At 63.2% G+C, this 12,035-nt stretch carries 9 protein-coding genes and 1 pseudogene; all 10 read right to left on the bottom strand.

What is annotated here, in order from left to right; genetic code table 11:
* Positions 1 to 13 precede the first annotated feature (13 nt).
* Positions 14 to 853, bottom strand: a complete 840-nt coding sequence (locus AC56QQ_RS00725; protein ID WP_497125164.1) for an alkaline phosphatase family protein — start codon at positions 851 to 853, stop codon at positions 14 to 16.
* A gap of 83 nt (positions 854 to 936) precedes the next feature.
* Positions 937 to 2,525 (bottom strand): annotated as a pseudogene (locus tag AC56QQ_RS00720) (ABC transporter substrate-binding protein).
* A gap of 202 nt (positions 2,526 to 2,727) precedes the next feature.
* Complete coding sequence (locus tag AC56QQ_RS00715) at positions 2,728 to 4,383, bottom strand: ABC transporter ATP-binding protein (protein WP_489859001.1); 1,656 nt, start codon at positions 4,381 to 4,383, stop codon at positions 2,728 to 2,730.
* Positions 4,383 to 5,207 carry an ABC transporter permease gene (locus tag AC56QQ_RS00710; RefSeq protein WP_497125163.1) on the bottom strand — a complete coding sequence of 275 codons (825 nt, stop codon included), beginning with the start codon at positions 5,205 to 5,207 and terminating at the stop codon, positions 4,383 to 4,385. The genes AC56QQ_RS00715 and AC56QQ_RS00710 overlap by 1 nt, the downstream gene beginning before the upstream one ends.
* A 10-nt stretch (positions 5,208 to 5,217) precedes the next feature.
* Positions 5,218 to 6,177: an ABC transporter permease gene (locus AC56QQ_RS00705; RefSeq protein ID WP_489859003.1), complete on the bottom strand. Its 960-nt coding sequence runs from the start codon at positions 6,175 to 6,177 to the stop codon at positions 5,218 to 5,220.
* Positions 6,178 to 6,193: 16 nt separating this feature from the next.
* Complete coding sequence (locus AC56QQ_RS00700) at positions 6,194 to 7,780, bottom strand: ABC transporter substrate-binding protein (protein WP_497125161.1); 1,587 nt, start codon at positions 7,778 to 7,780, stop codon at positions 6,194 to 6,196.
* Between the two features lie 165 nt (positions 7,781 to 7,945).
* Positions 7,946 to 9,931, bottom strand: a complete 1,986-nt coding sequence (locus AC56QQ_RS00695) for a CocE/NonD family hydrolase (protein ID WP_497125160.1) — start codon at positions 9,929 to 9,931, stop codon at positions 7,946 to 7,948.
* 84 nt (positions 9,932 to 10,015) lie between these two features.
* A complete protein-coding gene (locus AC56QQ_RS00690; protein ID WP_497125159.1) occupies positions 10,016 to 10,609 on the bottom strand; it encodes a nucleoside deaminase in 594 nt (197 codons plus the stop codon).
* A 64-nt stretch (positions 10,610 to 10,673) separates the two neighbouring features.
* Positions 10,674 to 11,165: an ureidoglycolate lyase gene (locus AC56QQ_RS00685; RefSeq protein ID WP_489859007.1), complete on the bottom strand. Its 492-nt coding sequence runs from the start codon at positions 11,163 to 11,165 to the stop codon at positions 10,674 to 10,676.
* Complete coding sequence (locus AC56QQ_RS00680; protein ID WP_497125158.1) at positions 11,162 to 12,025, bottom strand: bifunctional allantoicase/(S)-ureidoglycine aminohydrolase; 864 nt, start codon at positions 12,023 to 12,025, stop codon at positions 11,162 to 11,164. The genes AC56QQ_RS00685 and AC56QQ_RS00680 overlap by 4 nt, the downstream gene beginning before the upstream one ends.
* Between the last annotated feature and the right edge of the window lie 10 nt (positions 12,026 to 12,035).

Here is a 12,035-nt window from a genome sequence, read left to right as displayed (position 1 = left end):
CACGGCCACCCGCTCACCCCAGGAACGGCTTCGCCTTCATTGTCGCCGGCACGGGCACCCCGAGGCGGCTCAAGATAGTCGGCGCCAGCTGCAACTGGTCGAGCAGCGTGTCGGCCTGTGGGCCTTGGCCCGGGCCGAAATAATACAACGCGAAATCCTGCATCTCGTCGTCATGGCCGCCATGGTGGCCGCGATCGGTCTGGCCGTGGTCGGCGGTGACCATGACCTCGTAGCCGGCTTCGATCCAGCGCGGCAGGAAAGCCGCCAGCATGCCGTCCATCGCATAGACGGCATGGTCCATCTCGTGGCAGTCGTGGCCGAAGCGGTGGCCCATCGAGTCCAGCGTGCAGGTATGCAGGATGCCATAGTCGATGCCGTGGCGGCTGGTCAGCATGGTCAGCGTCGCGAACAGGTCGACGTCGCTCGGCGTCATCTGGTTGCGGGCGTTGTAGCCCGTCATGGTGTGGAACCGGCCATGCGTGATCGGCCCGCCCGGCTCGTCGAATTCCATGTCCTCGACCAGATCGAACGGATAGGCCCGGAAGAATTCCGACCAGTAGGAATGGGTGACGGCCCCGGTCTTGCCGCCGGCCTTGCTGACCTCGGAGAAGATATCGGGCTGCCCGACGCGGAAGCGGTTCTCGTTGGACAGGATGCCGTGCACCTGTGGCGACACGCCGGTGTGGATCGAGGCGTAGCAGCAAGCGGAGGTCGACGGCAGCACCGATCGCATCTTCCAGACCCGCGCCTCGCCCGATTGCACCCAGCCTTCGAGATTGCCCATCAGCCGGCGCCAGTTCCTGTAAGGCACGCCATCGAGGATGATCAGCAAGAGCCTGGATTTGAGCGCCATGGGCTGCTCCATGCGGTTGTCGGTTGAAACGAACGCGCCGCGTGTCATGCGGACACGCGGCGTTTTTCAGGATAGTCCTGATGTCAGGCGTTCAGCCAGCACTCAGCCAACGCATAACCATCCATCATTTCGCCGATCGGGCTCTTGGCGAAGCCGCCAATCTTGTTGGTGGCGGCGGCGTCGATGAACTGGTTGAAGAAGGGCACGATCAGCCCGCCTTCATCGCGCATCATCACCGCCATGTCGTGGTAGATCGCCTTGCGCTTGGCCTGGTCGAGCTCGCCGCGCGCCGCAAACAGCATCTTGTCGAATTCCGGCCGCTTGAAGCGCGTGTCGTTCCAGTCGGCGGTCGAAACGTAGCCGGTGGAATACATCTGGTCCTGCGTGGCGCGCCCACCCCAGTAGGAGAGCGAGAAGGGCTGCTTGTTCCAGACCTCCGACCAGTAGCCGTCGCCCGGCTCGCGCTTGATCTCGATCTTGATGCCGGCCTTGGCGCAGGACTGCTGGTAGAGCTGGGCGGCATCGACGGCGCCGAGGAAGGCGACATCCGAGGTGCGCAGCAGGATCGAGCCGCTATGGCCGGATTTCTTGTAGAGCGCTGCCGCCTTTTCCGGATCGAATTTGCGCTGTTCGATGTCGCTGGAAAACAGCGGATAGGCTTCGTTGATCGGGAAGTCGTTACCGACCGAGCCATAGCCGCGCAGGATCTTTTCCAGCATCTCGTCGCGGTCCATGGCGAGTTTCAACGCCATCCGCAGGTCGTTGCTGTCGAAGGGGGCGGTGTCGCAGAACATGTTGAACGGGTAGTAGCCCTTGCCCGACACGTTCTCGATGGTGACGCCCGGAATGCGCTTGACCAGATCGACCACCTTGGGCTCGACGCGGTTGATCATGTGCACCGGCCGCCCTGCAGGGCGGCCAGCCTTGCGGTCGCGTCGTTGATGACGACGATCTCGATCTGGTCGGCATGGCCCATCTTGTCGCCTTGCCAGTAATTGGCGAAGCGCTCGCCGCCATGGCGCACGCCCGGCTGGTTGACGGCGACCTTGTAGGGGCCGGCGCTGATGCCGGCATTCGGATTGTCCTTGCCGCCATTCGGCTGGATGACCAAGTGGTAATCGGCCATCAGATAGGGGAAGTCGGCATCGGCGTCGCCAAGCGTGACGATGACTTCCTTGCCGCTCGCCTTGACGCCCTTGATGTTCTTGAGGATGCCGAGGGCGCCCGACTTCGATTTCTCGTCGGCATGCCGTTCGATGGTGGCCGCGATGTCTTCGGCGGCAACGGTCTTGCCATTGTGGAATTCGATGCCGTCGCGCACCTTGATCGTCCAGGTCTTGGCGTCCTTGGCGGCGCCGATCTCCTCGGCGATCATGTTTGTCAGGCTGTTGTCCGGCATCAGCCGGACCAGGTATTCGCCCCATTGCTTGCCGAAACTGTAGGTGACCTGGCTGAGGTTGAGCGCCGGATCGAGGCTGTTGGTCGATTCGCCGCCTTGCAGGCCGGCCTTGAGGATGCCGCCCTTGGCCGGCGCCTGCGCGAAGGCTTTTCCAGCCAGTGTCGTTGCCAGCGCCGCCGATACGCCCAGTGCCGCGGTGCGGCCGAGGAAGTCGCGGCGCGATATCCGCCCCTGGCCGGCGAGCTCAGCGAGATGGTCGAGTTCAGTCTTCATTTTCCTACCCCCTTGAAACAGTTTCACACGAGCAGCGCCCGCCCAGAAGGACGTGTGGCGCTGGAGTGTTGCATGCGGATGACGGCAGCCGTCTTCCCTGGCCGGCGGATCAGATCCATCCCTTTGTTTCGGCGCAATTCCCTGGGGAAAGCGCTACGCGCTTTTCCCGGGAAAACCGTTCCACACTTTTCCTGGAATTGTTCTAGTTCCCCGCACTGGCCATGCGTCGTCCCTTGATCGCCTTTTCCAGCCAACCGATCTCCATCTCCGGGACCGATGACAAGAGAAGGTCGGTATAGGCGTCGAAGGGCGGCGTCAGCACCTTGCTCTTCGGCCCATAGCGTACCACCTCGCCGCGATACATCACTGCGATCGAATCGGCGATCGACTTCACCGTGGCGAGGTCATGGGTGATGAACAGATAGGCGACGTTCTCCTCCTTCTGCAGGTCGAGCAGCAGCTTGAGAATACCGTTGGCGACCAGCGGATCGAGCGCCGATGTCACCTCGTCGCAGATGATCAGCTTTGGCTTGGCGGCGAGCGAACGGGCGATGCAGACGCGCTGCTTCTGTCCGCCCGAAAGCTCGGCCGGATAGCGGTCGATGAAACCCTTGCCCATCTCGATCTTGTCGAGCAACTCGGCGACGCGGGCGTCGCGCTGCTTGCCGCGCATGCCGAAATAGAACTCCAGCGGCCGGCCGATGATGGTGCCGACGGTCTGGCGCGGGTTCATTGCCACATCGGCCATCTGGTAGATCATCTGCAGCTGGCGCAGGTCCTCCTTAGGCCGGTCTGCCAGCCGGTTGGCCAGCGGGCGCCCGTCGAAGGTCACCGTGCCCTGTTCGGGCGGCAAAAGCCCTGTGATGGCGCGCGCCAGCGTCGACTTGCCCGAACCGGATTCGCCGACAACGGCCAGCGTCTGGCCTGGATAGATGTCGACCGAGACGTTCTTCAGCACCTTGACGTGGCCGCCGCCATAAGCGGCGGTGACGTTCTTCACCGACAGGAATGGCGTCGTGCCTGGCTTCTGTTCGGCATGTTCGATCTCATGCACCGACACCAGGGCGTTGGTGTATTCCTGGCGCGGCTCCTTGATGATCTGGCGGGTGCCGCCCCATTCGACCAGCCGGCCATGGCGCAGCACCATGATCTCGTCGGAGACCTGGGCGACGACGGCAAGGTCATGGGTGATGTAGAGCGCCGCGACATGGGTGTCGCGGATGGCGTCCTTGATCGCCGCCAGCACATCTATCTGCGTCGTCACGTCGAGCGCCGTCGTCGGCTCGTCGAAGACGATCAGGTCCGGCTCGGAGCACAGCGCCATCGCCGTCATCACGCGCTGCAGCTGGCCGCCCGAGACCTGGTGCGGAAAGCGTTCGCCGATGGTTTCCGGGTTCGGCAGGCTGAGCTTCTTGAACAGCGCGACGGCGCGCTTTTCGGCTTCCGCGCGAGTCGCCGTACCATGCAGAAGCGTGGCCTCCACCACCTGGTCCATCAGCTTGTGCGCCGGGTTGAAGGCAGCCGCCGCCGATTGCGCGACATAGCAGACCTCGCGGCCGCGCAGCTTGCGGAAGCCGTCCTTGCCACCCTTGAGGATGTCACGGCCGTTGAGGATAACCTCGCCGCCGGTGATGCGCACGCCGCCGCGGCCATAGCCCATCGACGACAGGCCGATGGTCGACTTGCCGGCGCCGGATTCACCGATCAGCCCCAGCACCTTGCCCTTCTCCAGCGTCAGCGAGACGTCGTGGACGAGGGTGATCGTCTTCGGCGGCTCGCCGGGCGGATACACCGTGGCCTCGATGCGCAGATTGCGGATGTCAAGCAGCAGGCCAGGCTTCGCTTTGCTGTCGGCCATCACCCGCGTCCTCCCTTCAGGCTTGTCGTACGGTTGAGCACCCAGTCGGCGACAAGGTTGACCGAAATCGCCAGCATGGCGATCGCCGCCGCCGGGATCAGTGCGGCCCCGATGCCGAAAACGATGCCGTCCTTGTTTTCCTTGACCATGCCGCCCCAGTCGGCATCCGGCGGCTGTACGCCAAGGCCGAGGAAGGACAGCGTCGACAGGAACAGCACTGCATAGATGAAGCGCAGGCCGAGTTCCGAAACCAGCGGCGACAGCGCGTTGGGCAGGATCTCGCGGAAGATGATCCAGGCGCTGCCTTCGCCGCGCAATTTGGCGGCCTCGACATAGTCCATGACGTTGATGTCGACGGCCACCGCTCGCGACAGGCGATAGACGCGGGTCGAGTCGAGAATGCCCATGACCAGGATCAGCGTCACCAGGTTGGTCGGCAGCACCGAAAGCACGACGAGGCCCATGATCAGCGTCGGGATCGACATCAGGAGATCGACAAGACGCGACAGCAGCGTGTCGTACCAGCCACCGAAAACCGCTGCCGAAAAACCGAGGATGGCGCCCAGCGAGAACGACAGCGCGGTGGCCAGCACGGCGATGAACAGGGTGATGCGGGCGCCGTAGATCATGCGCGACAGCAGGTCACGGCCGAGATTGTCGGTGCCGAGCCAGTGCGCGGCCGACATCGGTTCCCAGACGTCGCCGACGATCTCGCCATTGCCGTGCGGTGCGATGAAGGGCGCGAAAACCGCCGCCAGGACGAACAAGGCTGTCAGTATTATGCCGATCAGCGCCGGGATGGGAATGCGTTTGATATCGAGCATACCCGCCCCCTTACTTTGGATGCCGAAGGCGCGGGTTGGCGACGATCGCCGCTATGTCCGCAATGATGTTCAGCCCGATATAGACGGCGGCGAAGATCAGTCCGACCGCCTGCACCACCGGCACGTCGCGCTTGGTGACGTGGTCGACGAGATATTGCCCCATGCCGGGATAGACGAAGATCACCTCGACCACGACAACGCCGACGATGAGATAGGCGAGGTTGAGCATGACGACATTGATGATCGGCGCAATCGCGTTGGGGAAGGCATGCTTGCGGATGACGTTGAAGGCCGACAGGCCCTTCAGTTCCGCCGTCTCGACATAGGCCGACTGCATGACGTTGAGGATCGCCGCGCGCGTCATGCGCATCATGTGGGCCAGCACCACCAGCGTCAGTGCCGTCGCCGGCAAGGCGATCGCCTGCATACGCTCGCCGAACGGCATGCCGTCATAGACGGTCGAGATGCCCGGAAAGATCTGCCATTTCACGGCAAAGAAATAGACGAGCACGTAGCCAATGAAGAATTCGGGGAAGGAGGTCGACGCGAGCGCCAGTCCGGAGATCAGCTTGTCGACCCAGCCATTGCGGTAGCGCACCGCGATCAGGCCCAGGATGATCGCCAGCGGCACCGCGACGATCGCCGCCCAGAAGGCGAGGAACAGCGTGTTCCACAACCGTCCCTTGATCGATGTGGCGATATCCTGCCCACTCGACATCGCCGTGCCGAGGTCGCCGGTCACCACGCCGCCGAGCCAGCGGAAATACCTGATATAGGCCGGGTCGTTGAGCCCGAGCTGCTCGCGCAGATTGGCGAGCGACTCCGGCGTCGCCGATTGTCCGAGAATGGCTTGCGCGACGTCGCCGGGCAGGATCTGGGTGCCGGCGAAAATCAGGACCGAAACGGCCAGCAGCAGGAGAATGCCCAGCGCGATGCGCTGGGCAATTAGCTTCAGAATGGGTGATGACATATCCGCAAAGCCGGGCTCAAGCCTGGAGCCAGCACTTCGCCAGGGCGTAACCGTTCATCAATTCCTGATGCGGATCATCGACCCAACCATCGACCTTGGCGCCGGTCGCGTCGATGAACTGGTTGAACATCGGCAGGATCAGACCACCCTCATCGCGCACCATGACGGCCATGTCGTGGTACATCGCCTTGCGCTTGGCCTCGTCGAGCTCGGCGCGCGCCGCCAGCACCATCTTGTCGAAATCGGGACGCTTGAAGCGCGTGTCGTTCCAGTCGGCCGTCGACAGATAGGCGGTCGAATACATCTGGTCCTGCGTCGAGCGTCCGCCCCAGTAGGAGGCGCAGAAGGGCTGCTTGTTCCAGACTTCCGACCAGTAGCCGTCGCCCGGCTCGCGCTTGATCTCGAGCTTGATGCCGGCCTTTGCCGCACTCTGCTGGAAGAGCTGCGCGGCGTCGACGGCGCCGGGGAAGGCGACATCCGAGGTGCGCAGCAGGACCGAGCCGTCATGGCCCGACTTCTTGTAGTGGAATTTGGCCTTGTCGGGATCGTACTTGCGCTGCTCGATCTCGGTGAACAGCGGGTAGGCAGCGTTGATCGGGAAGTCGTTGCCGAGCGAGCCATAGCCACGCAGGATCTTGTCCAGCATCTCCTCGCGGTCGATCGCCAGCTTCAGCGCCATGCGCAGATCGTTGTTGTCGAACGGCGACGTGTTGCAATGCATGATGAAGACGTAGTGGCCGGGACCGGAATGATTGCGGATGGTGACGCCGGGCAGACGCTTGATCAGGTCGACGATCTTCGGCTCGACGCGATTGATCATGTTGACCTGGCCGCCCTGCAGGGCCGCCGTGCGCGCGGTTGCGTCGTTGATGACGATGATCTCGATCTGGTCGGCATGGCCCATCTTGTCGCCCTGCCAGTAGTTGGCGAAGCGTTCGCCGCCATGGCGCACGCCGGGCTCGTTGGTGGTGACCTTGTAGGGGCCAGCCGAAATGCCGGCATCGGCCTTGTCCTTGCCGCCATTGGGCTGGACGATCAGGTGATAGTCGCTGAGCAGGTAGGGAAGATCGGCATTCGGTTCCTTCAGCGTCAGCACCACTTCCTTGCCGCTGGCCTTGATGGTCTCGATGCCCTTCATGTAGCCGAGCGCGCCGGACTTCGACTTTTCGTCCGAATGGCGCTCGAGCGTGGCGGCCACGTCCTCGGCGGTCACCGTCTTGCCATTGTGGAATTCGACGCCGTCGCGGATCTTCAGCGTCCACACCTTGGCGTCGTCGGATGAGCCGATTTCCTCGGCGATGCGGTTCTCGAGCTTGCCCTCCGGCGACAGCTCGACGATCATTTCACCCCACATCTTGCCGAAGGCGAACGGCACTTGCGTCATGAACAGCGCCGGGTCGAGACTGTTGGTGGATTCACCACCGACCAGGCCGGCCTTGAGCGTGCCGCCCTTGACCGGGCCAGCCGCGCGCGCCGCACTTGAAAGCAGCGAGTTGGCGAAGGGCGCAGTCACGCCGAGCGCCGCCGCCCGGCCGAGAAAATCACGACGGCTCAGTTTGCCCGACGCGACACGCCGGCTCAGGAATTCCAGTTCGTTTGACATGTTGAGTTCCTCACTCTGTTGGTTCGACTCTGCGGCCGATTTTCTTGTTTCTTATGAGGAGAATAATGACCGCAAGGGAAAGCGGTAAGCAAGACGGAATGCGACATGCCGTGGCGTAAATCGTGCGTCGCATTTGGACCAATGCATTCAAGCCTCGATCGAGGCTCAAAGGAGTGCGCGCGGCACCTTTTCCTCGAAATTGCGCTGGAAGACGAGCATTTCACCCTCATACGCCTCGATTCTGGCGCTGACGATGAAGTTTTGCGCATCTGATCGCATTTCCGCCGATGTCTCCGTGCGCACCGACCATCCATTTCGCGACAGGGTTTGCGTCCAGTGCGTCTTTCCCGAGGCCGACAGCGGATCGTCGGGATGGATCGTCCAGGTCTCGCGGGCAATGCTGCCATTGGCCAGCCCATGGGCGAGATCGCGCACTTCGCCGAAATCGTCCACTACGGAAAGCTTGACAATTCCAGTCGTCTCGTCGCGATCGACATGGCGCTCGGAACTGGTGGCGCGGATCATTTCCGTTGCCCAGGGGGTGGCGCCTTCCGGTTCGGCGAACGTCACTTCGTCGCCTGTCGCCAACGGGCGCAATGGCAAGGACAGCGTCGCGGCCGACATGGTGAGCTGAACCGGTTCCGGCGATGGCCAGATCATCGGCCAATAGGCGTTCGACACGGCAATACGCAGGCGGTGGCCGGCTGGCACCCGGTAGGCGCACTGATCGAGCACCACGCGCGCCGACACGGTTTGGCCGGGCACCAGCGCTTCAGGGAATTCGTGCGAGTTGCGGTGTGTCAGGTTGAGCACGCCGTAGGAAATCAGTTCCGAGGCACCGTCCGGATGCACATCGCACAGCCGGATTGCGATGTTGGCCTGCCGGCGGTCGGAGGATAGCCGCACCTCGACTTCAGGCGCGCCGACGATGTCGATCGCCTCGGTGAGCGGCGGCTGGTCGAAACATACCGACAGCGCATCGTCGGGACGCTGGTCGCCCGGCAGTTCCGGGCCGAAGGTGAACGGAAAATACTCGCCACCGGCCAGGCCGCAGCTCTGTGGCGAGGCGACGATGGCTGGCTTGCCGCCTTCGGCGATCAGCGCAATCTGTTGTGTCTTGATGTTGGGCGATGGCCACTCCTGTTCCGCCACCCAGCGGCCCGGCCGCTCTGGATGCCAGCGCGCCGGGCGCACGCTATCCATCACATAGGCGCGGTATGCCGGGTCGGCTTCGACACCGGTGTCGGCACCCTTCAGCCAGCGGTCCCACCAGCGCAGCGCTTCCTGCAGGAAACCGATGGCGGGCTTGGGTGCCGCATAGTGTGGGTATTTGTGGATCCAGGGGCCAATGATGCCCTTGACCGGGGCTTCGATGTTGGTGGCGAGATGCGAGACGGTGTTGCGGTAGCCGTCATGCCAGCCGCCGATCGACAGCACCGCCGCATGAACGGCGGAAAAATCCTCGCAGATCGAGCCGCGTTTCCAGTAGGCGTCGCGGTGCTGATGCTTCAGCCATAGCGGCGCCAGGAAAGGCTCGTTCTCCAGCCTTGTCAGCCACAGATCGCGCCACCTGACGTCGCCGGCCAAGAGCGGGTCCGGCGGCCGCGACGAATAGGAAAGCATCGTCGAGGCCCAGCCGAAATTCTCGATCAGCAGGCAGCCGCCCTTGTAGTGGATGTCGTCGGCGTAGCGGTCGACGGTCGAGCACAGGCTGATCACCGCCTTCAGCGCCGGCGGCTCCTTGGCCGCCACCTGCAGGCAGTTGAAGCCGCCCCAGGAAATGCCCATCATGCCGACATTGCCGTTGCACCAGGGTTGGCTTGCCGCCCAGGCGATGACGTCGCAAGCGTCCTGCAATTCCTGCTCGGAATATTCGTCGTCCATCAACCCTTCGGAATCGCCATTGCCGCGCATGTCGACGCGGATCGAGGCATAGCCGTGGCCGGCAAGATAGGGATGCGTCAGCTGATCGCGAAAAATGGTGCCGTCGCGCTTGCGGTAGGGCAGATGCTCGAGGATCGCCGGCACCGGATCATCGCCCGCATCCTCTGGCATCCACACCCGCGCCGACAGCCGGCAGCCATCCGGCATGACGATCGCCATGTCCGGAAATTCGACGACCTTGCGGGGAAATTCGGTGACGGTTTTCATGGCGGGACTCCAACGATCGCCAGATGATGGAGCCGGTGGGGTCGCGTCGTGGGCCAGCCAACGAATTCGGCTGGTCAATCCGCGTCAATTCAGCGGAATGTCGTTTTCGGCCTTGCTCGCCTGATAAGCGCTGGACAGGTCGTCGTAGAGGGTCGAAATCCTGCCGATGCGCCTTTCCAGCCGCTGGCGTTCGGCCTCGGGCAGCGACCGCACCAGCCTCCGGATCGAAAAGCTCTTCCAATAGGCATTCTCGGCATTGTAGCCGCCGGGGTCGAGGGTGAAGACCTCCTTTAGGATCTTCAGGTCGTGCGGGATGGCAAAGCTGTCGCGCGAATCCTCGTGGCTGAACAAATAGTAGAAATTGTCGAAGCCGGTCCAGGTGATCGCCGACAGGCACAGCGAGCAGGGTTCGTGGGTGGCGAGGAAAATGGCGTCCCCGGTATCGACGCGCTCGGCCTTGGGCATTTCGTAGAAACGCTTCAGGCAGTGCACCTCGCCATGCCAGAGCGGGTTCTCCATCTCGTTGTTGGTCTCGGCCAGCACCAGCGAGCGATCGTCCTTGCGCAAAATCGCCGCGCCGAACAGCTTGTTGCCATGGGCAACGCCTTCTTCCGTCTTCGGCACGATGTCGTGCTCGATGACGTCGAGCAGCCGGTCGATCAGCGAAATGTCGGTCATTATCGGGTCTCCTGCTGCATGTCGCCAAAAGTGCCCCCTTTTGGGGCAACGACATGCACAAAAATTATGGGAGATGGATTTCGTAGGCGTGGGAGAAATGAAATTCTTCGAGATTGGAGCCGTCGCCGCCACGGTCGACGATCAGGAAATCCTGCGTCTCGCCGATCGGCGTCAGCACGCCATGCCAGAGATTGCGGGAATAGTTGATGCCTTGTCCGGGCGCGGTGATGAACGCGTGCGGCTCGCCCGGCCCCTCGTCGCCGTCATGGCAGACCACGACCAGGAACGGACGCGGCGACAGCGGGATGAAGGCCTGGCTGCCAAGGGGGTGGCGCTCGACCATGCTCAGCTTCAGCGGCAATTCGTAAGGCGTGCCGCGCACCATCGAGATCAGCACGCGGGCGTTAGGCCCTGCCGCTTCCGCGGTGGCGAGATCGTGGTAGCGCTCGGCCTTGCCGCCATTGATCGGGTAGTGGTTGCCGCCGCTCATGTCGATGACGTCGCCGAACCCGGCAAAACTCTCGCGGGTCAGCGGCCGTGCGACAATGCGGGTCACCGCGCGCGATCCCCGAGGCCCGCCCCGCCGAGCTTGGCGTGCCGGTTGACGTCCTTGTAGAGCAGGTAGCGGAATTTCCCCGGGCCGCCGGCATAGCAGGCCTGCGGGCAGAAGGCGCGCAGCCACATATAGTCGCCGGCCTCGACCTCGACCCAGTCCTGGTTGAGGCGGTAGACCGCCTTGCCTTCCAGCACATAGAGGCCGTGCTCCATGACATGGGTCTCGGCGAAGGGAATGACGGCGCCCGGCTCGAGCGTGACGATGGTCATGTGCATGTCGTGGCGCAAATCGGCAGGATCGACGAAACGCGTCGTTGCCCAGCGGCCTTCGGTGCCGGGCATCGGGCTCGGCGCGATGTCCTGTTCATTGGTGAAGAAGGCTTCGGGCGTATCGAGGCCGTCGACGGCATCGTAGGCCTTGCGAACCCAGTGGAAGCGGACATCGGCCTTGCCCGCGTTGCGAACCGTCCAGCCGCTTGCCGGCGGCAGGAAGGCAAAGCCGCCGGGCCTTAAACTATGCTTCTTGCCGGCGAGCAGAACCGTCAGTTCGCCCTCGACCACGAACAGGGCGCCCTCGGCGCCTTCATCGGGTTCCGGCCGCTCGCTGCCGCCGCCGGGCGCGACCTCGACGATGTATTGCGAGAACGTCTCGGCAAAGCCGGACAGCGGTCGCGACAATATCCAGACGCGGGTCTTGTCCCAGAACGGCAAGGCGCTGGTGACGATGTCCTGCATTACACCCCGGGGGATGACGGCATAGGCCTCGGTGAAGACGGCGCGGCCGGTCAGCAACTCGTTCTGGCCGGAATGGCCGCCATGCGGCGCGTAATAGGTTCGGTCGGGCATCCTGATCGTATCCATGGGTTCAAAC

The organism is Mesorhizobium sp. RCAM 05099, assembly GCF_059683685.1.
This window is presented reverse-complemented; position numbering and strand designations above follow the sequence as displayed.

Excerpts from the sequence above, each read along its gene's own strand:
- AC56QQ_RS00725 (WP_497125164.1), bottom strand. The coding sequence starts at position 853 with ATGGCGCTCAAATCCAGGCTCTTGCTGATCATCCTCGATGGCGTGCCT.
- AC56QQ_RS00700 (WP_497125161.1), bottom strand. The coding sequence starts at position 7,780 with ATGTCAAACGAACTGGAATTCCTGAGCCGGCGTGTCGCGTCGGGCAAA.
- AC56QQ_RS00715 (WP_489859001.1), bottom strand. The coding sequence starts at position 4,383 with ATGGCCGACAGCAAAGCGAAGCCTGGCCTGCTGCTTGACATCCGCAAT.
- AC56QQ_RS00710 (WP_497125163.1), bottom strand. The coding sequence starts at position 5,207 with ATGCTCGATATCAAACGCATTCCCATCCCGGCGCTGATCGGCATAATA.
- AC56QQ_RS00690 (WP_497125159.1), bottom strand. The coding sequence starts at position 10,609 with ATGACCGACATTTCGCTGATCGACCGGCTGCTCGACGTCATCGAGCAC.
- AC56QQ_RS00695 (WP_497125160.1), bottom strand. The coding sequence starts at position 9,931 with ATGAAAACCGTCACCGAATTTCCCCGCAAGGTCGTCGAATTTCCGGAC.
- AC56QQ_RS00680 (WP_497125158.1), bottom strand. The coding sequence starts at position 12,025 with ATGGATACGATCAGGATGCCCGACCGAACCTATTACGCGCCGCATGGC.
- AC56QQ_RS00705 (WP_489859003.1), bottom strand. The coding sequence starts at position 6,177 with ATGTCATCACCCATTCTGAAGCTAATTGCCCAGCGCATCGCGCTGGGC.